Consider the following 23,275-nt stretch of genomic DNA (forward strand, 5'->3'; position numbering starts at 1 on the left):
TTGGGTATTGGGTAGTTCAGCGGCCCGCATCGTGATGCAGCGATGCGGGCCGCTGTTTCAATGGCACTTCACGTGCCGCAGTGGAGCGAGGCGCCGCAATCAGCCGGCGGTCTTGCCGCCGTCGACGGTCACGATCTGCCCCGTGACGAACGACGCCGCATCCGATGCCAGGAACACGATGGCGCGCGCCACGTCGTCCGGCTTGCCGATACGGCCGAGCGGCACTTTCGCGGCGAGCGCGGCCTTGTTCTCCGGCGTGCCGGTGAAGCGGTCGAGCATGCCGGTGTCGGTCGGCCCCGGCGCAACGGCGTTGACCCGCACGCCGTTGGACGCCACTTCGAGCGCCGCCGACTTCGTCATGCCTTCCACCGCATGCTTGCTGCCCGCGTACACGGACGCGAAGGCCGCGCCTTCATGACCGTAAGTCGACGAAACGTTCACCACGCTGCCGCTCTTTTGCGCCGACATCACGCGCAGTTCGTGCTTCATGCTGAGCAGCGTGCCGAGCACGTTGGTGTCGAACGTCGCGGTGTAGCTCTCGACGGTCTGGCTGGTGATGGCGCCAGGCTGGCCTTCGGTGCCGGCGTTGTTCACGGCGGCGTCGATGCGGCCGAAGCGCGCGACCGTCTGGTCGACGAGGCTCGCGACTTCCTCGTCGCGGCGCACGTCGGCCAGGATGAAGTGTGCGTCCGCGCCGAGTTCGCGCAGTTCTTTTTCGAGCGCCTTGCCGTCGGCTTCGCGACGGCCGGAGACGACGAGACGGGCGCCGGTTTCGGCGAAAGCAAGGGCCGTGGCGCGGCCGATCCCGGTGAGTGCGCCGGTGATCAGAATGACGGGGTGGCTCATATTCAACTCCTGGAGGGTATGTATTTGCGGTATGAGAGCGAAGCAGGCGGCGTCCGGCTAAACGGGTTGCGATCTGCTTCAAATCATTGCCTTGAGTGCAATTTAGTGGCTTCCCGGTCGGAGTAAAAAGACTTTATAAGCTGGCTGGCATGCCTGACGGGCATGGAGAAGCATTTGACAATGCAGGCGCTCGACGCAGGCTGCCCGTTCGGCGGCAGCGACCTGAGTCCCTCTGCCGATCCGCCAACGTCCCGAGACAATTCATCTGCCGATTGATCGAAGCTGGAATAAAACCGGCGCCGGCTCAGTCATGCCTGACGAACCGACTCGCGAGGGCCGCCGGATGATCCACGGCTCGGCTGCGACTCTTTATCGTGAGGTCAACATGTCGTCACATCAATCATTCGACGCGTCGCGGCGCGGCGCACTGAAGTGTCTTGCTTTCGGTGGCTTGGGTACCGTGTTCGTTCTCGCCGGCGGCATTCTCACGCCGGTGGAACTGGCACTCGCCGCCGACCCGAAACCATCTGCTGCTACTGGCGGCGTGCCGCTTTTCCTGCAAATCAGCGACTCGCATATCGGCTTTAACAAGGAAGCCAATCCGGACGTGGCGGGCACGCTCAAGCAGACCATCGAGTACGTCAACGCGATGCCGGTCAAGCCCGCGCTGACTATCCATACCGGCGATATCACGCATCTGTCCAAGCCCGCGGAGTTCGATCTCGCGGCCCAGTTGATGTCCGGCCTGAACATCACGGAACTGCACACCGTTCCCGGCGAGCACGACGTGACGGACGGTCCCGGAACCGAATACTTCAGCCGCTTCGGCAAGGCCTCGGACAACAAGGGCTATTACAGCTTCGACCATCAGGGCGTGCATTTCGTCGGCCTGGTCAACGTGATGCATTTCAAGCCGAACGGCCTGGGCGGTCTCGGCGACGAACAACTCGAGTGGCTCGAAAACGATTTGAAAGGGCGCTCGTCCAGCACGCCGATCGTCGTGTTCGCGCACATGCCGATGTGGACGATCTACGAGCCGTGGGGCTGGGGCACCGGAGACGCGGGCCAGGCAATGAGCTACCTGAAACGCTTCGGTTCGGTGACGGTACTGAACGGCCACATTCATCAGATCGTGTCGAAAGTGGAGGGCAACATCACCTTCCACACGGCGCGTTCGACGGCTTATCCGCAGCCGACCGCCGGCAACGGCACCGGCCCCGGACCGTTGACGGTGGCGAGCGACCAGCTGCCGAAAATGCTCGGCGTGACCAGCATCAAGATCGCGCGGCATCCGCTGAAAGCCACGCTCAACGACACGACGCTCGTCTGATAGTCAGAACTTTTCATCTCAGGAGATCAGTTATGCAAACTAAAAATATTCGCCGCGTATGGTTGGCATTGGCCGCAAGTTCGGCGTTGCTCGCGGCATCGTCCGGGTTTTCCGTGGCGCGGGCGGAGACGCCGAACGCGGTCGTCATCAAGAACTTCATGTTCTCGCCTATGGAACTCACGGTCAAAGCCGGCTCGACCGTGACCTGGAAGAATCTGGACGGCGAACCGCACACCGTCGTGAACGACGCGGGCATGTTTCGCTCCGCGGCACTCGATCAGAACGACACGTACCAGTTCAAGTTCGACAAGCCGGGCGTGTACAAGGTGTTTTGCGGCATCCACCCGAATATGAAGGAGACCATTACCGTGCAGTGAGCGTTGTAGGAGACCAATGTATAGAGTGCGGCCAAGGCGCTCACGCATTGCATGCAGCATCGCTGCGTGTCTTGCCTGTGGCGCCTTCGGCGCACGCAACACGGAGTTGATGCCGGGACGTTTGATCGGCAGCGCCCCCCGGCGGCATGGCGGCGACGCTCGATGCCATGGGTTTATCGACGTCGCTGCGTGCCGCCGAAATCGACGGGCAGAGCGCAAGCCGGAGTATGGCCGATCCGGCCAGAGAAACGGCGGTTCTGGACAGCCGGGCAGGGCGATAAAATAAGCCACACGTATGCTGCTATGCGCTGCGCGATTCGCCCGGCGCACAGCGCGCTTCCAGGGCAACCGCTACCGCCGCCAGGGCGGTGACCAGGAACGCCACTTGCGTTTAAAACGCGGCCCCGAGCACAGAAAAACCTGCTGTGCTCGGGCGTGGTTGTTGCATGACTGACGGCCACCTGCAGCCACTTGCGCGATACCCGCTGCTCACGCCCTGTACGGCTCGTCCCGTTGCGCTGCGAAGCTTTCCCGCATAGCGCGCGACTACACGCGGCGTGGAACGTTTTACCTGTTTCTTCCGCGCAAAACTGCCTCGCAAAGACGACGTTTAAAGCGCAGCATTGCCGTGTTGTGGTTGTTCGCGCGATGAGCGGGTTTCAGTCTTCGAACGGCTTTGCATGGACCTGCAAAATCGTGTGAATAAAGTCGGCCCGCAGGGCAGACGTAAGGATTCCGGAGAGTATTGCGATGTACAACGATACGGACTCGCCCAAATCGGTGCTCGATGGCCAGGATGCCGGTGGCCAGACGAGCGGTCTGTCATTTTCCGCCACGCCGCCGAGGTTCGGACGCCTCGCCATGTGCGTGGCCGCGGCCAGCGCGCTCGCCATCGGCGTGATGGGTACGGTGGCGTATAGCGTCTGGTTCAATCACGATCAGCAGGCTTACGCCGAAGCCATGGCCGGCGCGCGGCGAGCGCTCGGCAACAGCGCGTCGGCGAGTGCTGCTGCGATGGCGAAAAGCGCGGGCGTGACGGCGTTGCCGGCAGCGGCCGTGCTGGCGAAGTCGCCGCAACCGTCGCCAGCAACGTCCGCGAGCGGCGTGACGGTCGCGGCATCGGCAGCCGGCGCGGATCCGGAAGCGGGCGGGCAGTTCGCGTCCTGGGCAGGCCAGGTCAAGGCATCGAAGGCGCGGCCTGACGTCGTTGCGGATGCGGCACCCGACACGCCCGCATCTGCCGCTACGCCGCCTACTTCGGGCCACCGTTCGGCAGGCTCAACCGCTCCGCCGACTCAGCAACTCGCCGCGTCGCGTCTGGGTAAAGATGCCCGGGCGGCGCCGCCGGAGCGCCGCGGCGCCTCCGAGACCGCGCGGCATAAGAACAGTCTGTTCGCCCGCATGGGGCTCTTCTTTCGTCGTGTGAGTTACCGGCAGCATGGCAACGCAAATCGGCAAGACCTCTACTCCCATCCGTGAGCGGCGCCGAGCCGGGCGTGCCGGTTCAAAAGGCGCCTTCATGAGCCGCTTCAGGCGGGTTCCCGCCGTGCTGGCGAGCGCGTCATTGCTGTGTCTGCTGGTCGGCCTTCTCTATCTCGCCTTGCAGATCAGGACGATCTTCTCCGATCAGTTGAAGCAGGAATACGCCGGACTCGTGCTCGAAGCGGCGGAGCGCGCGGAAAGTGCTCGCGCGATGGTCGGCGTGTGGCAGCTACACTCCGGCGACAGTCAAGCGCAAACGCAGGGTTACCTTCATGCACGCATCGAACTCGCCGATCGTCTGAACTCGCTCGCGGCATTGGTGAATGCCAGTCCGTCCGCTGCGCCGCGGGTGCCGGCGTCGGCATTGACGCCGGATGCCAGCCTGACTGGAACCGATGCGTTGCTTGCCACGATCCCGCCGTATTGGCGCGCCCAGCGCGATGCCGACGGCGCCGACGTGCGCCTGCGGATTGCCCATGTCGCGAACGTCTTGATCGCGCTGGCCGCGCTGCTGTTCGGCATGCTGCTCACCGCGCTCGGCATGTACGCGAAACGCAATCGTCAACTGGCGGGCGAGTCGCACGAGTTCGAGTACGCCGCGTTGCACGATCCCATGACCGGCTTGCCGAACCGGCGCAAGCTGTTCGCCACGCTCGACGAGGCGGCTGCGAATCTGCAAGCCGGTCCCACGGATCGCAACATCGCCGTGCTGTATGTGGATCTGGACGGCTTCAAGCAGGTCAACGACACGCTAGGCCACCGCGTCGGCGACGAATTCCTGATTGCGGTGTCGCACGCTTTTCGCGAGTCGGTGCGTAAGGTGGATGTTGTCGCGCGCATCGGCGGCGACGAATTCGCGGTGCTGGTTCGAGAGTATTCGACGGCGTATGAACTTGCCGAGATTGCTCAGCGGCTCATCGCGTGTGTGGTCGATACCGACGAGCAGATGGGTGTCGGCGTGGTCCGCGCGAGCATCGGCATTGCCAGCTATCCGGATCTCGTCAGCGATTACCAGCGCCTCGTCGCCGCGGCGGACGACGCGATGTATCGCGTCAAGCGCGGCGGCAAGAACGGTTACGCGTTTGCGGTGCAGGCTGATTGAGCGGAGCGCTCAGGACGTTTGTGTCTCTTGTGTCTCTTGTACCGCTTGCATCGCTTGCGCTTGCGTTTCTGTTCTCAGCATCACTTCCCGACCTGGCCGTTCATTGATGACCGCGAGACGCACGTCATCGCTCATGGTCTTCCAACCGCGAATTTCGTCGCGCGTACGCAGGCAGCCGAGGCAGAAGCCGGTTTTGCCGTCGAGTTTGCAAATGTCGATGCAGGGTGACTGGATTGTCATGTTCAGACCAGCGCTTCCGTTGGGTTGACTTCGACGGTGATGTGCGAGAGTCGGTTAAAAAATGCTGCAGCATTGTAGGGGAGAAGTGCGCTTCGCGGATCGAAGCTCGCGCACTGTCGCGCACGCTGAACTTTGTTTCGTGTTACAAAATCGAGGCTTGCCAGTAAGCGCTGTTTCATGCACCGGCACAGCGGCCGTCATTCCGGGTTCATCCACAGCGGAAAGATTCATGTCCAGATATTCGTTGATGCGCGCCGTCGGGCGCTTGAGCCAGCCTGAGTGGATCGTCGCCTTCGTGGCTGCGGCACTGGCCGCGTGTGCGCCGGTGCCGCCGGCCAGCAGTCAGGTGGCCGTTCCGCCTGCCGTAATTCAGCCCGCTGTTCAGCCCGCCAGCCGCGCCGACGCCCAAGCCACCGGACGCCCCGCGGATGGCCCGCTGCCGGTGCCGCCGAACCTCGTCGCGTTGGCGCAGCCGGCCGGCCAGAAACGGCTGACGAGCTCCGCGTCCAACCAGTCGTACTGGCCCCTCTCGCAGTATTTCGAAACCCAGCGCAACGAAGCTTATTGCTCCGTCGCGACCTCGGTCATGGCGCTCAACGCATTGGGCATCCGCCGGCCCCAGTCGACGCAGTACCCCGACTTCCCGTTCTTCTCGCAGGAGGATTTCTTTCACGGCATCGATCCGCAGGTGGCCAACGCCGCGCGGGTCTCGCACGAGGGCATGACGCTCGACCAGCTCGGCACGGCGCTGAATGCCTTTCCGGTCGATGTCAGGAAATACCACGCCGCGGACCTGTCGCTCGGCCAGTTTCGCGACCTCGTGCGCGCGACCACGGGCCACAGCGACCGCTTCGTGCTGTTGAATTTCAGGCGGGTGGAAATCGGCGAGACGGGCGGCGGACACTGGTCGCCGCTCGCCGCTTACGACTCGGCGAGCGACAGCGCGTTGCTGCTCGACGTGGCGCGCTACAAATATCCGGCCGTCTGGGTGCCGCTCGCGCAGTTGTACGCGGGGGCGCTGGCGGTGGATAGCGTGAGCGGGCTTTCACGCGGCATCGTGATCATCGGCAAGCGGCCGAATTGATGTCTGCTTGCCGAGGCGGCCACGACATTCAGACGCGGGTCAATCTTCCTCGTTACGCCATTCGGTCAGTCCTTCGCGCGCATTCAATTCGATGAACGAAGGCAGCGCACGTAGCTTTCGAATATAGCGCGCAAGATTGGGCCAGCCGAGCGCGGGGCGCGGCATATTGCGGGTCCAGCGCATCAACATGACGGCCATGAAGTCGGCCGTGCTGAGCTTGTCGCCGATCAGATAATCATGGCTTTCGCCGAGATGGCTATCGAGCTTGTCCCACGCTGCGTCGAGCCGACGGCATGCGAGCGCGCGAACCGCTTCGGCGCCGGCAGGGTCGCCATCGGAGTCCGCATAAAACCAGTCGCGCATGGCGGGCAGAATCGTGTTGGCGAGATAGACCATCATTTCGAGCCACGCGGCGCGATCGACAGAATTCGGCTCGGGGGCGAGCGCGGTTTCGGGATGCCGCTCGGCCAGCAGCATCAGCAACGCGGCCGACTCGTGGCGCGGCGCGCCGTCGATCGTCAGCGTCGGCACCCGTCCCGCAGGATTGAGCCGCAGATACGCCGGGTCGTGCTGCTGACCCACGTCTATGTCGATCAACTGGGATTCGAACGAGATGCCCAGTTCTATCAGCATCCAGTGAACGGCCATGCTCGCCGCGCCGGGCGAATAGTAAAGCACGTAAGGTGTGGAATCGCTGTGCATAGTGGGTTGATGTCCGGTGTCGATCCGGCGGACAGTCTACCGCCGTTCCTGACAGATGCCCATGCGCAAACGCCGAAGGAACGCGCAGTCTCGTAGTGGCGCGCTCGCGTTTTCGCGACTAACATCCCTTCACTCATTTTTTGTCGACTGATAGAGGCGGCGACCCGCACGCGATTTTTCGCGCGATGCGCTCGCGCGAGCCCTGTGCGGGCACTCAGGCACGCGGTCATGTTTGCGGAGGTGAAGCAACGTATGTGCGCACTGGACCGTCGGACCTTGCTCAAGGGCGTGCTGGCCGCGCCATGGTTGAATGCGGCCCTGGCATTGCCGGCACACGCAAAGCCTCCACGAGCAAGTTCCAAAGACGCGACGACCACACCGACACTGCACCGCGTGCGGCCCGGCGACCCAGCGTGGCCTTCGACGAACGCCTGGCAGGACCTCGACCGGGCCGTAGGCGGCCGCTTGAGCCTGGTTGAATCGCCGCTGGCAACCTGCGCGGAATTTCCAACGAGCGCCGCGTGCCTCGACCTGTTCCGGCGTTTGAAAAATCCCTACTACATCGGCGATACGCCCGCGCTGACGCAGAGCGCCGGATGGCTCGACGCGTGGACATCCGCGCCGAGCGTGTATGTAGTGGCGGCGGCCAACGCGCAGGACGTCGCGAGGACGGTCGACTTCGCCAGGCGGCATCGTCTGCGGCTGGTGGTGAAGGGCGGCGGCCACAGCTATCAGGGCACATCCAACGCGCCCGACTCTCTGTTGATCTGGACCAGGTCCATGCGTGACATCGCGTTGCATGATGCTTTCGTGCCGGCGGGTTGCGAAGGACGAGTCGAGCCGGAAGCCGCGGTGACGGTCGGCGCCGGTTCTCTGTGGGGCCACGTCTACGACGCCGTGAGTACCCGAGGCGGCCGCTACGTGCAAGGCGGCGGCTGTCTGACGGTGGGCGTCGCCGGTCTCGTGCAGGGCGGCGGTTTCGGCAACTTTTCGAAGAAGTTCGGCACCGCCGCGGCCGGTCTTCTGGAAGCCGAAGTCGTGACCGCCGACGGCGTGGTGCGAATCGCCAACGCGTGCCGGCACCCGGACCTCTTCTGGGGCTTGAAGGGCGGCGGTGGCGGCAGTCTCGGCGTCGTCACGCGGCTGACGTTGCGCACGCACCCATTGCCCGACACCGTCGGCGTCGTGCGCGCGACGGTGAAGGCCTCGTCCGACGCGGCGTTCCGCGCATTGATCGGCGAGTTCATGGCCTTCTATGCCGATAACCTGATGAACGAACACTGGGGCGAAACGGTCGCCTTTCATGGCGACAATACGTTGGGCATTTCAATGCTGTACCAGGGACTGAGCCGCGATGAGGCGTCGCGCGTCTGGCAACCTTTTTTCGACTGGATCGCGAACCGTGAGCACGGCTGCGAGACGAGCCCGCCACAGATTCTTGCCGTGGCGGCGCGCCACTTCTGGGACGCCGCGTTCATCATGCAGCACCTGCCCGGCGTGCTCGTCGCGGACGACCGTCCGGGCGCGCCGGCGGACAATGTGTTCTGGGCGGATAACGTCGTCGAAGCGGGCCAGTATCTTTATGGCTACACCTCGACATGGCTGCCGGCTGCGTTGCTGAGTGCGGCGCAACGCGGCCGTCTCGCCGACACGCTATTCGCAGGCACGCGGCAGTGGACGGTCAACTTGCACTTCAACAAAGGGCTGGCGGGCGCACCGGACGACGCCTTGAACGCCACGCGCGATACGGCGATGAACCCGGCGGTACTCGACGCCTTCGCGCTCGCGATCATCGCGGCCGAGGGACCGCCGGCCTTTCCCGGCATCGAAGGGCACGAGCCGGACGAGCAGAAAGGGCGGCGTTACGCTGAGCGCATCAAGCAGGCCACGCGGACGCTGCGCGAAATCGTCGCTGTGCCGGGGGCGTACTTTTCCGAAAGCGATTTCTTCGAAGACGACTGGCAACAGGCGTACTGGGGCAGCAACTACGCGCGGCTGGCTGCCGTGAAGAACCGGTACGATCCCGATGGCCTGTTCTTCGTTCATCACGGTGTGAATTCAGAAGCGTGGAGCGCGGATGGATGGACGAAGGTGAAGAACGGGCCTGGCTGAGCCAGATAGCGACATGGCCGACCCAGCAGCGTGAGCCACTCACGGCTCACGCCACGCACGCTTGATTCCAACTACTTCACCCGCTTGACCACCGGCGTCTTCCACTTGCCATCCAGCAGCACGGGTTTCGGCCAGTAGAACCGCATGGTGATCATGAACGGTCCTTCCGGCGCCGGCAGCCAGTTGGCCTCCCTGGCCTTGCCCGGCGAATTCGCCTGGATGTAGATCGTCAAACCGCCATCGCGATCCTTCTTCAGTTGCGGCAGCATCGGCGAATTGATCAGATACCGATCGATCGGATTCTTCACGAGCAACTGACTCGGCAGCGCGTACATGGTCACCGACCAGAACGCATTCACAGGCGGCAACTGTCCTTTCGGAAAGCGCAGCACGTAGCGACGCTGGCTGCCGTCGAGCGGCTGTCCGGTCGAATCCTTGTCGAGCACCGGATATAGCGCTTCCTCACGCGAGTTCGCGCCGATTCCGACCTGGGTGCCGGTGGCGCGCGCCACGTAGTCGTTCTTCAGAGACTCGCGCGAGCCGAATAGCGTATCGGTCTTGCCGCCGAGCGACGCGCGCTTGTCGTCGATCGCCTTCTGGCCATCCTGCATGCCGGCCTGAAATGCCGCTTTCTGCTCCGGCGAGAGCGCGTTCGCATCGAACCGTTTGCCGGGCACCACGCCGATCTGCGCGAGGCGGTTGCGCAATCCGGCCTCGCTCGGATTGACCGGCGCGAACTGCAACACGAACGCGAGTTGATTGAAGAATTCGAGCGATGTCCGCGCGGCGGCCGGTGCGATCGGCTTGACCCACTGCACCGGCGGCGCGGTCGGTGCGGGCGTGCTGCCGGTGTATGCCGACAGCGTTTGCACCTTGTAGCCCGCCTGAATTTTCTTGACGTTATCGAGGTCGTCGGGATTGAACAGTTGCGTGCGTCCGACCACGTTCACGAGATCAGTCTCGGAGCGGATCACCTGAGTGATGCCGTTCGGTGTCTGGCCGTTCCAGCGCGGTCCCGCGATCAGGAATTTGCCGCCGTTGTTGCCCGTGGTGCGGCTGCCGATATACGCGAAGTTGAAGGTATAGAGGTCCATCAACTGGAACACGAAGTAGCGCTTCGCATCCATCGGCGGGACCGTGATGACCACGGGTTCCGCGCGCAGATCGAGGCCGGCGAACGAATAGGGCGTGTCGGAGTTGGGCGTGACGAAGGCGGTGTCGTCCGGCGTGAAGACACGCGAGATGTTCAGGATGGAATTGAACGGGCCTTTGTATTGCGGGTTGGTGGTGTCCACCGAAAACGCATACATGACAGCGTACGAATCGACCATCGGGGTGCCGTAGATATACGCGTCTTTGGCAATCGAGCGGATGTCGGCGCGGTTGGCGCTGATGGGTGCGACGGGGGCTTTGGAGAAGTCGTTGGTAGGCGGCGTATGGCAGGCGGTGAGGACGATGGCCAGTAGCGCGGCAGCGATGGTTCGTGTTCTGTGCATTGCGACCCTCGGGAATGAGCCGTGGACGACGGCAGCGTGATCGTTCGTTCATACCGCGCGTTCAAAACAGCGCGGCACGACAGGCGCAACAGGAAACCGGACTCGCGGTGCAAGCTTCTGCACGCCGCAGCTTGCCTAACGTCGGTGTTAGCTGTCAAGCAGCTTTCTGCAAAGCGGATGGTGGAGGGAACGGGATGCGCGAGAAGCTATGACGTCATGCGTGATCGCGCGTCAGCATGCGGGTGTCGGGCCAGCGGCGTGTTTATACCCAAGCCGCATTCTGCAAAACGATCCGATACCCATCCGGATCTTCGAACGTTTTGCCTTGACGGTCCCAGTAAGGATTCTCCGATTCGCACGCCGACACGCCGAGCGCTTCGAGCCGTTCGACGGCCGCGCTCCATGCATCGCGTTCGGGAAGATAGAGCACGAGAAGGTGCTCGGTGGTCGGCGCCCGTTCGACGGTCACGCCGTGCTGGTGCGTAAACTCGATGTGCCAGGGGCAGCCCCGTTGTCCGACGATGATGCCATCGAAGCCTTCGTGATTCTCGAAGCTCGCCAGCACTTCGAAGCCCAATCCCCGTGTATAGAAATCAGCGACCTTGTGCAGATCGTTAGTAGGACGGGCGACTCGGAGAACGGGCGGCTGCATGGGCAACTCCGCGGCACGTTGGAATGCCGTATAGCATAGCGCGCCAAAGCACGCCCGAGTGCCTCATGCGCTTCACGCGCTACGCGCCATCTCCCCGACGCCCGCGTTGAACTCTTCCCTGCGCGTACCTGCCGAGGCCGCCGTACGCGCCCGAACCGGGGTCTTGCGAACCCGCGTATCGCGCACCGCCGGACGTGCATCGACCAGATCCGCATACAACGCGAGATAGTTCTTGGTCGACGCATCCCAACCGAAATCGCGGCTCATCGCATTCCGCTGCAACACGTGCCACGACGACGGCTGCACGAACGCAGCCAATGCACGGCCGAGCGCGTGCATCACGTCGTCCGGACTTTCGCCGTCGAACAGGAAGCCCGTCGCTCGCTGTTCGCCGCGAGGATCGTGCGGCACATAGTCGACGATCGTATCGGCCAGGCCACCGACACGCGAGGCCACCGGAATCGTGCCATAGCGCATCGCATAGAGTTGGGTGAGTCCGCAGGGTTCGAAGCGGCTGCCATGCAGCAGAATGTCCGCACCCGCGTGCAGCATGTGCGCGCGCCGCTCGTCGTAGCCGATTTGCACGCCGACGCGTCCCGGCCATGCGGCCGCGACGTCGCGCAGCGCCTGTTCGAGACCGTGCTCGCCCTGGCCGAGAATCGCGAACTGCAGCCGCGGATGCCGTTCGAGCAGCGCCGGCAACGTATGCACGACGACATCGGCGAGCTTCTGTTCGGTCAGGCGGCTGCCGACGGCGACCAGCGGTGCGAACGGATCGCGCGTCAGACCGAAGGCCTGTTGCAGTTCGCGCTTGCAGGCCTGCTTGCCGGCGGTGTCGTCGACGGAATAGGGGCGCGCGATCTGGTTGTCGGTGGCCGGGTTCCAGGCGGCGGTATCGATGCCGTTGACGATGCCCGACAGCTTGCCGGCCTGCGCCTGCAACACGCCTTCCATGCCATGGCCGAAGTGTGGCGTCAGGATCTCGCGCGCGTAGCGTTGGCTCACCGTCGTGACGCGATCCGAATGGACGATGCCCGCTTTCATCATGCTCAGCGAACCATAGAACTCGATGCTGCGTTCATCGGAGAGCGCGGGCGCCAGCAATTCGGGCGGCACGCCGATCCAGCCGCCCATGGCAAGCGGATGATTGCCCTGGAACGCCAGGTTGTGAATCGTGAAGACGCTTTTCGCGGCGACGCCCGCGAGCCGCAGATAGAGCGGCGTCAATCCTGCATGCCAATCGTGCGCATGCACGATGTCGGGGCGCTTCACGTTGCGCACGCCGCGCGCCACTCGCGCGGCGGCCGCCGCGAGCGAGGCGAAGCGGGTGAGATTGTCGAGATAGTCGCGCCCTTGCGGATCGCGATAGAGGCCTTCGCGCGCGAACAGGTGATCCATCTGCAGAAGCAGCACCGGCACGCCGGTGTCGGGCATCTGGCCGCGCAGCAGCCGGGCGTCGCCGCCGGGCAGGCCGGTCATGCGCGCGACCGGCGCGACGTCGGCCGCGCGTTCGAGCGCGGCCGGATAAGCGGGCATCAGGATCGAGACATCGACGCCGGCATCGCGCAGAGCGGCGGCGTATGCGCTGACCATGTCGCCGAGGCCGCCGGATTTGGCGAGCGGCAGGGCTTCGGAAGCGACAAGAAGAACGTTAAGCGGCAAAGTGGCCCCCAAGGACGGGTTTTGTGCACTTGCACAGTGCGGTGGGATTCGCGGACGCGTCAGTTCAGCAAGGGGTGTGCCTGAGGTGCGTGGTTTCAGAAGGGCAGTGAGGAGGGTTTGTGTTGCAGTGCGGGTGAGCGATTGTTTGGCCTGGATGGCCTATTTTTTTGTCTTGACGCGTCGCTCCTGGAAAGCGTTTTTGCATCCGTGTGTAGATTTGACATTCCACGGTTAAGCATCGGATGCGTCGCTTGGCGTCGCTTCATCGTTGCACATCTTGACAATTCATCAGATGAATATCGGTTAGCCTTGTTGTTCTGTCTCGGGGCACACGTGGGTCTGGAAAGGTGACCAGGATGGCCATATCCATGAGGCCACTGGGCGAGGGTTTTGAACGGAAAGGCGGAATGAACAGCGACAAAAGACGGGCAAAGATTCTGGACGAGATCGCCGATCGCAGCGGCGAGAGACTTAAGAGCCAAGCCGGCTTGTCGCCCATATCCAACCGTGCCGCCTGGCGTGACCACGGAATGTGTCACGGCGAAACGCTCGTGCGTACCTGCCCCCGGACTTGATGAAACGGAGCCAAAGTGGACCCGCGACTGCTGGAGTACTACACGAGTGAACTGCTCTACATGCGTGAGCTGGCGGGCGAATTCGCACAGGCCCATCCCAAGATTGCCCGGCGCCTGGGCATGCAGGCGGGTGAGATTGGCGACCCATACGTCGAGCGGCTGATCGAATCGTTCTGTTTCATGTCCGCACGCATGCAGTTGCGGCTCGATGCTGAATTTCCCCGCCTCACGGAACGGCTGCTCGAAGTCGTCTATCCGAACTACGCTGCACCCACGCCATCCATGGCGGTTGCCCGACTGTTTCCGGGCAGTGACGAAGGCAATCTTGCCGAAGGTTTGCACATCGCACGCGGTGCGTCGTTCATCAGTGGTGTGCTCGATGGCGAGAATACGCCCTGCCAGTTCCGCAGCAGCCAGGACGTGACGCTGTATCCGCTTGAGATCACCGGCGCGCGGCTGACCGGCATCCCGCCAGACATTCCCTCGCTCGATCGTTACGTGCGCCACGGCGCCGAGGTTCGGGGCGCTCTACGGCTGCGCCTGCGCACCACGAATTCCATACCGATCGCCAGCCTCCAGGGACTGAACCGCCTGCCGGTTTATCTGGCGGGCGACGAGCGGACTGCGTCACACCTGTTCGAACTGCTGCACGCAGCTGGACTCGCATCGATCATCGGCGAGCCAGGACAGTTCGGCACGCCCGGCAGTGTCTTTCACGCGGTGAGCGACAAGGCGGTGGTCCATGAGGGGCTTGATGCCGGACAAGGGCTGTTGCCACTCGTTGCGCCGAAGTTTCACGGACACAACCTGCTGCACGAGTTTGCGGCATGCCCGTCGCGTTTCTACTTTTTTACACTGACCGGCCTCAATGCAGGCCTGCGCCAGGTGCGCGGATGCGAAGCGGAAATTGTCGTGTTGCTGGAGCGCTCACCCGGTGCGTTGGAGGAGCAGGTGGATGCCTCGCAATTTGCGCTGTTCTGCACGCCGGTCGTCAACCTGTTCAGGAACAGATCCGATCCGGTGGAAGTGCACGACACAGGCGCTGAATTCCACCTGGTGCCTGACCAACTCGCGCCGCAGGACTATGAAGTGTTCTCGGTCGCGACATTGTATGGTCAGGTCCGCGAGACATCGGAGCCACTTGAGTTCCGTCCGCTGTATCAGGCGCTGACTAACGACGAGGGCAATCACAGGCGGTTTTTTACGCTGCGTCGCGAGCGCCAGCAGACGTCAGACTCGTTGCGCCGTTACGGGACGCGCACGCCGTACATCGGTACGGAGGCTTTCGTTTCACTAGTGGACCAGGACGAGCGGCCCTATGAACAGCGCATGCGTTACCTCTCGATTGACGCGTGGCTAACCAACCGTGACCTGCCCAACCTGATCCCGTGCAACGGCGTTAGCGATCTCACGCTGGTGCAATCCTCACCGGTTCAGCACGTGGGCCTGATCCGCGCGCCCAGTGTCCCTCGCGCACCGTATGCAGAGCGTGAGGCGGCCTGGTCGCTGATCCGCCAACTGAACTTCAACTACCTCACGTTGGGAGCACAACCTGACGAGGCGTCGGGCGCGGGCCTGCGTGATCTGCTGCGACTGTTCCTCGCCGCGGACGACACGGCTTACCGGCAGCAGATCGGGAGTCTGGTGACAGTTGTGAGCCGGCCGGTGACACGCAAGCTTCCGCCGTCCAACGATCTCGTGTTCGGGCGCGGCATCGCGTGCACGCTGACCGTTGACGAGTCCGGTCTGGGTGGCGTCAGCCCCTATCTGTTCGGCCTGATCCTTGAACACTATCTGGCGCGACACGTATCGGGCCATTCGTTTACTCAGACCGAACTGCATTCGGTGCAGCGCGGCCGCGTCGCGGGGTGGCCGGTGCGCATGGGCACGCGTGGGGTGACCTGAACAATCGTGCAATTCAGGGATAGGCAGTGAGAAGCAGTGTCTTGATTTGGATCAAAATAATTAGGATGGCTACAAAAATGCAAGGATTGATGACAAGGCGCGTGATGATGTGCGGTAAGGGCGACGTGTCTGACGCAGCCTGTGGCGCGCCGGTCGCACGGCAAGGAAGCTGCATATGCTGAACTTTGTGACGCCACGTACGCTGACGGTCAGCGGGGCGGCGCTGCCGACGTTGCCCGATGGCGAGCCGGCATTGCAGCTACGCGCGATCGCTGGCGAAGAAGCCCTGTCGACAATCTACGAATACGAGCTGAGCCTCGTCACGCCGGTCGATCCGCTGCTGCCGGACAGCACGGCTGCCAGCTTCGACCTGAAGACGATGATTGGCAAGGAGCTGACTGTCACCATCCAGCTCGATGGCATGGGAACATTCGTGCCGGGCGTCGCCGGCGGCGGCGCTGCGAATCTCGGTGCCGGGATACGTGAGATTAGCGGCATTGTTACGGCGGCGAGTCTGGTGAGTCAGTTGAACCGCCAGTACCTCTACCGGTTGAAACTGCAGCCGTGGATCGTGCTTGCCGAGCGGCGCACCGATTACCGGATTTTCCAGAATAAGACGGTGGTCGAGATCATTGACGAGGTGCTCAAGGCGAATTATCTCTACGGCTATGTCAAGCGTCTGGGCGGCAAGTATTCGAAGCTGATCTATCAGGTCCAGTACGGTGAGTCGGACTTCGCCTTTATTCAGCGCCTGATGGCTGAACACGGCATCTACTGGTTTTACGAGCACTCCAGGGAGGTGCACCGGATGGTGCTCGTCGACAATCTTGGTGCGCACAAACCCGTGGAGAGCGTCGCGTATCAGACGCTGTGGTACTACCCACCGGGGCACAAGGTCGATCGCGAGCACGTCGAACACTTCGATACGACCGAAAGCATCCAGTCGGGCATCTGGACCACCGACGATTTCGACTTCACGCAGCCGGGTGCGAATCTGGCGGTGGAAAATGCGCTGCCGCGGGACACCTCGCATAACCAGCTGACGGTTTATGAGTGGCCGGGCGACTATGCCGACCCGATGCAGGGCGCACGGTTCGCACGGGTACGCATGGAAGAAATCCGCGCCCAAGGCGAGCGTGCTACGGGCAAGGGCCATCTGCGCAACGTGGTGTGCGGCACGACCTTTACGCTCGCGGGCTACCCCCAGGAGGCGGCGAACCGCGAATACCTCGTGATCCGCGCGAAGGTGATAGCGGAAGAATCCGGCGATCAAACCGGCGCGGGCCAATACAGCATCAACACGACGTTCGAGGTGCAGCCGGCGACCACGATGTTCCGCGCGCCGCGCACGGTGGACAAGCCGCGTACGACGGGTCCGCAGACGGCGATCGTGACAGGACCTCCCGGGCAGGAAATCTGGACTGACAAGTACGGCAGGGTGAAGCTCAAGTTTCACTGGGACCGTTCGCCCGTGAACGACCAGAACTCATCGTGCTGGGTGCGCGTGTCGTACCCGTGGGCGGGGAGCAGCTTCGGCGGAGTGAACATACCGCGCGTGGGTCAGGAAGTGATCGTCGATTTCGAGAATGGCGATCCTGACCGGCCGATCGTGACGGGGCGGGTTTTTAATGCGGCTTCCATGCCGCCGTGGACGCTGCCGGGCAGTGCGACGCAAAGCGGGATCATCAGCCGCTCGATGAAGGGTGGCAAATCGAATTACAGCGGTATTCGCTTTGACGATACGCAGGGTTCGGAAGAGTTCATGTTGCAGGCCGAGAAGGACATGAACAGCACCATCAAGAATAACGAGACGCATGTGGTCGGTGCGGACCGGACGAAGATCGTCAAGGGACAGGAAGTGACAACCGTGAAGGGCAACCGGACACAGACCGTCAACGGACAGCACACGGAGACCATCAAGCATGACATCTCTCAGACCTCGACGGAGGGGAATATCAGCGTGACGTCTGAGAAAGGCACGGTGACGATCTCCGCGAAAACGCAGATCAAACTGGTTGTCGAGGGGACGACCGTCGTGCTGACCCCGGAGCTGCTCAGTCTGATCGCAAAGACGATCGACAGCAAATCCACGGGCGAGACGAATATGAAAGGCAGCAAGATAAATCTTAACTGCTAACTTCCAACCCGCCTCCCGAACAGACGATGACAGTGCAATACGCGATGGATGAAGGCAGCATCACCCTGCCTGCTGGCTACACCGACCGAACGGTCAATATCTTTGTACAGGAACCGCTGACGGACGGTCTTTCCAATCTTCAGGTGGCGCGTGACACCGCCCGGCACGATGAAACCCTTGATGAATATGTCGACCGCCAGATCGGCTTGCTGAAACGGAAGATCAAGGGCTTGTCTATCAAGTCGCGCGAGACAGTCGTGCTTGCCGGTTGCGAGGCAGACGGCATCGAGATTGAGACCCGTTACAACAGCAATGGCAAGTCTGTTTATCAGCGGCAATGCGCGATTCTCCTCGCCAATGGCAAGGCGCTTATCTTCACCGCGACCAACACGGTTCCCTTCACTTCAGCACAGTTAGCGATCTGGCGGCGAATGATCGATACGTTCATACCGGCCTGATCGACTGTCGATGCCGTTCAGCAGGTCAATCCTGTGTCGCGCCGCGCAGGGCGCCCCGTTTTCGGAACCCGGGTCAAGAGGAGGAGCATGTTTGAAGCAGCACGTGTTGGAGACGAGATACAGCACACGTCAGCCCTGGCTGGCTTCCTGATCGGCGCGATCCTTGGGGCAGCGCTGATTTTTGCCGTGGCAATGCTGACGTTCGCGTGCCCATTTCTTGTCGGCTTTATTGCGGGCTTTCTGGCTAGCATGATTGCCGAACAGATTGTTGATATCGCCACCAGAATAGGAAGCATGTTCGCCAGTACAACTGGCACGATTGCAGCGGGTTCGCCCAATGTGTTCGTCAACGGGCGCGCGGCCGTTCCCGCCCAGATAGGCGTCGCCATGTGCGGCCAGGATACGTCGCACGAACCGGTGGCCTGCGGTGCCAGCACCGTCTTTATCAATCAGCACGTTGCGGCGCGTAAAGGCGACGAGATTCAATGCGGCGCGACGATTGCAAAGGGATCGAAGAGCGTATTTTTTGGCAGCGACAAGGCTTGTGAAATAGCCGTTGCCAGCGAAATACCGCCGTGGGCAGTCAATCTGAAAAACGGCCTGTTCATGGTTGCGGGCGTTGCAGGCGGGCTGGCTGGTGCGCTGAAGAACGGCATGAAGGCAACGGCGCCATGCGCTTTGAAATTCATCGCCGGCCAGGTGGCGGGAATCTACGTTGGCTCAAAAGTCATGGAGGGGCTGTCCGGGTTGTTTGGTCACCCGGTTCACGTCCCGACCGGCCAGAAAATTCTCACCAACGAACTGGATTTCAGCATGCCAGGTCTGCTGCCGCTCTTCGGTTCGCGCTCGTATTCCAGCGCGATTGACACGGGTGGCATGCTGGGCCGTGGCTGGCAGCATAACTGGGACATTCACCTGAAACGCAGTAGCCGTGGTCTCGAATACGTGGGATTTCAGGGGCGTGAAGTCGGCTTTGACGATCTCCCGACCGGTCAGTACCAATACAACCCGTTTGAGCAACTCTATCTGTCTCATGCGCTGGATGGCCGCTATATCCTGAACGGCCTGGACGATAACTTTTTACGGATTCAGCGCGGAACCGCTGAAAGGGCGCCACGTGCTGGAGCGCATCGAGGACAAGTTCGGACACTTTATCGAATTCCGTCGCGATGAACACGGCGTGCTCGTCGAAGTGCGCAGCGACGCGGATGTCATTCTTGAATTGCAGCATCACGACGGCCGTCTGACGGGTGTCGACCGGATCGACGGTGCGAGGCGCAATCTCGTGCGTTACGGCTATGACGGCAATGGGCAGTTGATCCGCGTGCGTGGCCGGACCGACGAACTGGTGCGTCAGTTCGCGTATACCGACGGATTGATGACCCGGCACGTGAACGCGCTCGGCTTCACCTGTGATTATCGCTATGCGCAGTACGGCGACGGGTGGCGGGTGGTTGAACACAGTACCGGTTCCGGCGAGCAGTACGCCTTTACCTATGACATCGAGTCAGGGCAGGCGCGCGTTAGCAGCGAAGACCAGGGTACGCAGGTTTGGAGGTACGACGCGGATCATCTGGTGACGCAATGGACCGACTATCTAGGCGCGCGTTATCAGTTCGAGTATGACGGGCACCAGCAACTGGTGCGCGTCGAATCTCCCGATGAGCGTGTGCAGCGCCTGGGTTACGACGCACTGGGTCGCGTAACCGACGCCGTGGACGCCACGGGACGGGTCTGGCAAAGCACGTATCACTTGAAAACGCTGCGATTGGCGAGCGACACGCTGCCTGATGGCAGCGTCTGGCAATGGAAGCATACGGAACAGGGCTTACCCGTTGAGCGGATCGATGCCTTGGGGCAGATCGCGCGGTTCGAACACGACCGGCACGGGCTGCTCACGTGTTACACCGACGAACGCGGCGGCACGAGCAGGTTCACCTACGACGAGCGCTACGGTTTGCTCCTGAGCCGCACGGACTGCTCCGGTTCGACCACGCGCTACGCGTGGAATGACGAGGGTGAGCTGGTTCGCCAGACCGATGCACTCGGCCAGGTGACTCAACTGCTACGGAACGCGGGCGGAGCCGTCGGAACCGTCGTTCATGCCGACGGCACCCGTGAGACTTTCGAGTACAACGCGCTCGGGCAGATCAGCCGGCACAGTAATGCTTTGGGGCACGTGTCCCGGTGGGACTACAGCCCGCGCGGGCAACCAGACCGTTTTACGGACCGGTTGGGGCGCAGCCTTGAATATTGCTACGATCCGCACGGGCAATTGGTCAGGCTGACCAACGCGAACGGGGCGAGTTACAGCTTCGCTTACGACGCCATGGGGCGCATGACCCATGAAGTCCGGCTGAACGGCGTGCGGCGCGAATTGCACTACAACCTGAATGGCGAAGCGATCGCACAGACGATGACCGGCCGACAGGGCGAATCGGAGTCGATCGGCCTCGAGCGGGATGCCGCCGGGCGACTGGTGTCCAAACACAGCCGATGTTCGGTCACCCGCTACAGCCATGACCTGCTCGATCGCGTGACGGCCGTTCACAGGCAGCCGGGTGCCGCCGGCATGGCGCTGGGTATCCTCGCCAGCGAGCTGACCTTTGAGTACGATGCGCTAGGCCGGTTGGTGGCGGAAACCGCGGACGGCCAGCGTTCGGAGTCGCGCCATGACGCGCTCGGCAACGTGACCGAACGCCATCTTCCGCTGGGCCAGAGAATCTCGACGCTGCACTATGGCTCGGGGCATGTCCACCAGATCAGTCTGGACGGCGAAACGCTCAGCGATATCGAACGCGATGCGCTGCACCGCGAAGTGCAACGCACGCAGGGGCCTCGCGTATGCCGGACGGCTTACGATCCGCGCGGGCGGACAGTGTCGCGGCTGAGCGAGCGGTCCGGACGGCAGGGCATGATGGGCAGCGAGCCGCTCGGGTCGGCCTATGAGTACGATCTCGCCGGCAACCTGCATCAGGTGACCCGACATGGCGGCGGGCGGCATGGGCGCAGCGTCGTGAATTACGCATACGACGTGATGGGGCGGATGACGGGTTGTCACGACGAGGAGGGGCTACACGAAAGTTACATCTACGACGCCGCGGACAACCTGATTGACGCGACGCGCGACCGGACGGCCAGCCGGATTCTGGACGATCTGCTGAACCGTTTCCGGGGGACCGGCTACAGTTACGACGGCTTTGGCCAGCTCACGCGCCGGGTGCAGGACGGCATGGTCCAGGACTTCGTCTACGACGACGAGGGGCGAATGGTTCGCGCTTCGGGTCAGGGTCGGCATGGCGGGCACAGTACGGTCTATCACTACGACGCGGTCGGGCGGCGAACGGCCAAGGTCACGCGCCGCATGGCAGCGGAGGGCAGCCCGCTCACCGACGAGACGCGCTTTGTGTGGGAAGGCATGCGTATGGTGCAGGTGCTGCGCGATGAGACGGTGCGCACCTATGTCTACTCACCGGATTCGCCCTACCGGCCGATGGCGCGGGTGGATCAGCCTGTCGTCAGCGTTGACGCAAAGTGTCGTGCCGGTGGTCGGCGCATGGTCTGGCATCACCATGCGCATGACAACGGTCAGGTGTACGACGTCACCAGCGCGAGCGGCGATGTGGTGTGGGAGCCCCGCTTCTCTGGCTTTGGGGAATTCAGAGGGGCTGAGTGGCGCGATGACAGGGTCTTCGATGAGCCGCTACGGTTCGCCGGCCAGTATGCTGACGAGGAGACCGGGCTGCATTACAACACGTTCCGGTACTATGATCCGGGAACGGGGCGGTTTGTCAGTCAGGATCCGATTGGGCTTGCGGGGGGATTGAATCTTTATCAATATGCGCCTAATCCCATATCCTGGATTGATCCATTGGGGTTAGCCGGCAATCCAGCTACGGCTACTCACATTACGTACCAAGGCATTGATGCCAAAACTGGAAGGCCATACGTTGGCTATGCAAGCATGCAGGGGAATCAAACGGGACAGGACGTTTTGAAATATCGATATGGAAATGACTTCAGTCGCTTTGGTGGGCAGGCCCCTGATATCCTGTATGAAGGGAATGGCCAAGCAGGAAAAGACGTGGCGAGAGGCCTTGAGCAGCGGACGTTCGAAAATCTTGGTGGCCTTGAGGGTACAGCCAATAAGCAAAATCCTGTGGGAAAGGGCAATGCTCGGAGAATGGAGTATTTAAAAGCTGCAGACGAGCATTTGAATAAAACATCAGGGAAAACTGGTGGCGCTGGGTGTTGACCTCCACTAAAACTATCTTATTGAAAAATGGCAAAACGAATTCTTTGGGTCCCTGGTGATCTGGTTAGTCTTAAGCTGAGGGATGATCTTTACACGATAGGGAAAATGTTAGCCAGCCCAGCGATGCAGTTTTATGACATCCGCAGTCCAGATGGGTGCTGGAAAGATGTTGACTTAAACTTGGTTGCACCACTTTTCCGTGTATTCGTTGGGAATGTTATTCTTAAGAATTTAGTGAAATCTAAAATTAGAGATGAGTCAATTATTGCGGGGGGCGATTTATCAGATAGTCTATGGATAAAGCCATACACCTTGACTATGGATGGCCATCACTACAAAGGAGATCGATATTCTTTCCCGTTTCTGGGAGGGAAGTTAATTGATTTAGGTAAGCGTGGCGACATAGGTGTCACCTTAGCTCCTGTAATTAGAGAAGACTTGGAATTGCCAAACGATCGCGAGTTGATCGAAAAATACGAGCTGACAAATATGTGGGGAGAAGACGATTTATGCGATCGACTATGTAGATATTTCGATTGTGGAATTAATCGTGATGATCTTAAGTTCGAAATCTTTCCTGGCCTTTGGAATGACCGGGAAATGCTTCGACCACTGACACGACGCCTGCCTGTTCCACTGCGATAAGAAAGCGGGCTCTCGTACAACACGTTCCGCTATTACGATCCGCACGGCGGACGGTTTGTCAGCGGCGATCCGATTGGGCTGGCTGGCGGGTTCAATCTGTATCAGTATGCGCCGAACCCCTTGCGATGGATCGATCCGCTTGGGCCCGATAGCATTACTGTTGGTCGCTGGATGGGGCCATCCGAGTATCAACAGATGAGCGACGCCGGATTTTG

At 61.7% G+C, this 23,275-nt stretch carries 16 protein-coding genes and 3 pseudogenes; 13 read left to right on the forward strand and 6 right to left on the reverse strand.

Going from position 1 to position 23,275, the window contains the following annotated elements; genetic code table 11:
• Positions 1–99 precede the first annotated feature (99 nt).
• On the reverse strand, positions 100–846 hold the full coding sequence (locus ACQKRQ_RS06010; protein WP_427475701.1) for an SDR family NAD(P)-dependent oxidoreductase: 747 nt from the start codon (positions 844–846) through the stop codon (positions 100–102).
• A 385-nt stretch (positions 847–1,231) separates the two neighbouring features.
• On the opposite strand from ACQKRQ_RS06010, the gene ACQKRQ_RS06015 reads away from it, so the two are divergent.
• The 4 genes from ACQKRQ_RS06015 to ACQKRQ_RS06030 all read left to right on the forward strand — a co-directional run bounded on the left by ACQKRQ_RS06015 (position 1,232) and on the right by ACQKRQ_RS06030 (position 5,137).
• Entirely contained in the window at positions 1,232–2,176 is a 945-nt protein-coding gene (locus ACQKRQ_RS06015) for a metallophosphoesterase family protein (RefSeq protein ID WP_132377294.1), read from the forward strand.
• 32 nt (positions 2,177–2,208) lie between these two features.
• On the forward strand, positions 2,209–2,553 hold the full coding sequence (locus tag ACQKRQ_RS06020; protein ID WP_132377293.1) for a cupredoxin domain-containing protein: 345 nt from the start codon (positions 2,209–2,211) through the stop codon (positions 2,551–2,553).
• A gap of 750 nt (positions 2,554–3,303) precedes the next feature.
• Positions 3,304–4,032, forward strand: a complete 729-nt coding sequence (locus ACQKRQ_RS06025; RefSeq protein ID WP_427475703.1) for a hypothetical protein — start codon at positions 3,304–3,306, stop codon at positions 4,030–4,032.
• A gap of 40 nt (positions 4,033–4,072) precedes the next feature.
• Positions 4,073–5,137 carry a GGDEF domain-containing protein gene (locus ACQKRQ_RS06030; RefSeq protein WP_427475705.1) on the forward strand — a complete coding sequence of 355 codons (1,065 nt, stop codon included), beginning with the start codon at positions 4,073–4,075 and terminating at the stop codon, positions 5,135–5,137.
• A 9-nt stretch (positions 5,138–5,146) separates the two neighbouring features.
• On the opposite strand, the gene ACQKRQ_RS06035 is transcribed toward ACQKRQ_RS06030, so the two are convergent.
• Positions 5,147–5,377, reverse strand: a complete 231-nt coding sequence (locus ACQKRQ_RS06035) for a DUF1289 domain-containing protein (protein WP_132377291.1) — start codon at positions 5,375–5,377, stop codon at positions 5,147–5,149.
• A 229-nt stretch (positions 5,378–5,606) separates the two neighbouring features.
• Between ACQKRQ_RS06035 and ACQKRQ_RS06040 the strand changes: the two genes are divergently transcribed.
• Positions 5,607–6,461, forward strand: a complete 855-nt coding sequence (locus ACQKRQ_RS06040; protein WP_427475707.1) for a phytochelatin synthase family protein — start codon at positions 5,607–5,609, stop codon at positions 6,459–6,461.
• A gap of 39 nt (positions 6,462–6,500) precedes the next feature.
• Here ACQKRQ_RS06040 and ACQKRQ_RS06045 read toward each other — a convergent pair whose 3' ends face one another.
• Positions 6,501–7,163 carry a glutathione S-transferase family protein gene (locus ACQKRQ_RS06045; RefSeq protein ID WP_427475709.1) on the reverse strand — a complete coding sequence of 221 codons (663 nt, stop codon included), beginning with the start codon at positions 7,161–7,163 and terminating at the stop codon, positions 6,501–6,503.
• 465 nt (positions 7,164–7,628) lie between these two features.
• On the opposite strand from ACQKRQ_RS06045, the gene ACQKRQ_RS06050 reads away from it, so the two are divergent.
• Positions 7,629–9,275 carry an FAD-binding oxidoreductase gene (locus tag ACQKRQ_RS06050; RefSeq protein WP_427475711.1) on the forward strand — a complete coding sequence of 549 codons (1,647 nt, stop codon included), beginning with the start codon at positions 7,629–7,631 and terminating at the stop codon, positions 9,273–9,275.
• 71 nt (positions 9,276–9,346) lie between these two features.
• Here the strand turns inward: ACQKRQ_RS06050 and ACQKRQ_RS06055 are convergent, their stop codons facing one another.
• From ACQKRQ_RS06055 to glgA, 3 genes are all read right to left on the reverse strand, one after another.
• A complete protein-coding gene (locus ACQKRQ_RS06055; protein WP_427475713.1) occupies positions 9,347–10,771 on the reverse strand; it encodes a DUF1254 domain-containing protein in 1,425 nt (474 codons plus the stop codon).
• A 262-nt stretch (positions 10,772–11,033) separates the two neighbouring features.
• Positions 11,034–11,423 (reverse strand): VOC family protein, encoded by a 390-nt coding sequence (locus ACQKRQ_RS06060; RefSeq protein WP_132377287.1) that lies wholly within the window; start codon positions 11,421–11,423, stop codon positions 11,034–11,036.
• A gap of 72 nt (positions 11,424–11,495) precedes the next feature.
• A complete protein-coding gene (gene glgA, locus ACQKRQ_RS06065; protein WP_427475715.1) occupies positions 11,496–13,085 on the reverse strand; it encodes a glycogen synthase GlgA in 1,590 nt (529 codons plus the stop codon).
• Positions 13,086–13,675: 590 nt separating this feature from the next.
• Here glgA and tssF point away from each other — a divergent pair.
• From tssF to ACQKRQ_RS06100, 7 genes and pseudogenes are all read left to right on the forward strand, one after another.
• Complete coding sequence (gene tssF, locus ACQKRQ_RS06070; RefSeq protein ID WP_427475716.1) at positions 13,676–15,565, forward strand: type VI secretion system baseplate subunit TssF; 1,890 nt, start codon at positions 13,676–13,678, stop codon at positions 15,563–15,565.
• A gap of 175 nt (positions 15,566–15,740) precedes the next feature.
• Positions 15,741–17,558 (forward strand): annotated as a pseudogene (locus ACQKRQ_RS06075) (type VI secretion system Vgr family protein); the annotation flags it as partial.
• Between the two features lie 170 nt (positions 17,559–17,728).
• Positions 17,729–18,160 (forward strand): DcrB-related protein, encoded by a 432-nt coding sequence (locus ACQKRQ_RS06080; RefSeq protein WP_427475718.1) that lies wholly within the window; start codon positions 17,729–17,731, stop codon positions 18,158–18,160.
• A gap of 87 nt (positions 18,161–18,247) precedes the next feature.
• Positions 18,248–19,333 carry a DUF6531 domain-containing protein gene (locus tag ACQKRQ_RS06085; protein ID WP_427475720.1) on the forward strand — a complete coding sequence of 362 codons (1,086 nt, stop codon included), beginning with the start codon at positions 18,248–18,250 and terminating at the stop codon, positions 19,331–19,333.
• Between the two features lie 2,383 nt (positions 19,334–21,716).
• Positions 21,717–22,043 (forward strand): annotated as a pseudogene (locus tag ACQKRQ_RS06090) (RHS repeat-associated core domain-containing protein); the annotation flags it as partial.
• A 477-nt stretch (positions 22,044–22,520) separates the two neighbouring features.
• The gene (locus ACQKRQ_RS06095; protein ID WP_427475722.1) at positions 22,521–23,060 is read left to right on the forward strand and encodes a hypothetical protein; all 540 of its coding nucleotides are present in this window, start codon (positions 22,521–22,523) and stop codon (positions 23,058–23,060) included.
• A pseudogene (locus ACQKRQ_RS06100) lies at positions 23,061–23,204 on the forward strand (RHS repeat-associated core domain-containing protein); the annotation flags it as partial.
• Between the last annotated feature and the right edge of the window lie 71 nt (positions 23,205–23,275).

The sequence above is a fragment of the Paraburkholderia sp. NPDC080076 genome (genome assembly GCF_050281145.1).
In the GTDB taxonomy this organism is placed as follows: domain Bacteria; phylum Pseudomonadota; class Gammaproteobacteria; order Burkholderiales; family Burkholderiaceae; genus Paraburkholderia.

Coding starts and splice junctions, on each gene's coding strand:
- ACQKRQ_RS06010 (WP_427475701.1), bottom strand. CDS start 846: ATGAGCCACCCCGTCATTCTGATCACCGGCGCACTCACCGGGATCGGC.
- ACQKRQ_RS06015 (WP_132377294.1), top strand. CDS start 1,232: ATGTCGTCACATCAATCATTCGACGCGTCGCGGCGCGGCGCACTGAAG.
- ACQKRQ_RS06020 (WP_132377293.1), top strand. CDS start 2,209: ATGCAAACTAAAAATATTCGCCGCGTATGGTTGGCATTGGCCGCAAGT.
- ACQKRQ_RS06025 (WP_427475703.1), top strand. CDS start 3,304: ATGTACAACGATACGGACTCGCCCAAATCGGTGCTCGATGGCCAGGAT.
- ACQKRQ_RS06030 (WP_427475705.1), top strand. CDS start 4,073: ATGAGCCGCTTCAGGCGGGTTCCCGCCGTGCTGGCGAGCGCGTCATTG.
- ACQKRQ_RS06035 (WP_132377291.1), bottom strand. CDS start 5,377: ATGACAATCCAGTCACCCTGCATCGACATTTGCAAACTCGACGGCAAA.
- ACQKRQ_RS06040 (WP_427475707.1), top strand. CDS start 5,607: ATGTCCAGATATTCGTTGATGCGCGCCGTCGGGCGCTTGAGCCAGCCT.
- ACQKRQ_RS06045 (WP_427475709.1), bottom strand. CDS start 7,163: ATGCACAGCGATTCCACACCTTACGTGCTTTACTATTCGCCCGGCGCG.
- ACQKRQ_RS06055 (WP_427475713.1), bottom strand. CDS start 10,771: ATGCACAGAACACGAACCATCGCTGCCGCGCTACTGGCCATCGTCCTC.
- ACQKRQ_RS06060 (WP_132377287.1), bottom strand. CDS start 11,423: ATGCAGCCGCCCGTTCTCCGAGTCGCCCGTCCTACTAACGATCTGCAC.
- ACQKRQ_RS06080 (WP_427475718.1), top strand. CDS start 17,729: ATGACAGTGCAATACGCGATGGATGAAGGCAGCATCACCCTGCCTGCT.
- ACQKRQ_RS06085 (WP_427475720.1), top strand. CDS start 18,248: ATGTTTGAAGCAGCACGTGTTGGAGACGAGATACAGCACACGTCAGCC.
- ACQKRQ_RS06095 (WP_427475722.1), top strand. CDS start 22,521: ATGTTAGCCAGCCCAGCGATGCAGTTTTATGACATCCGCAGTCCAGAT.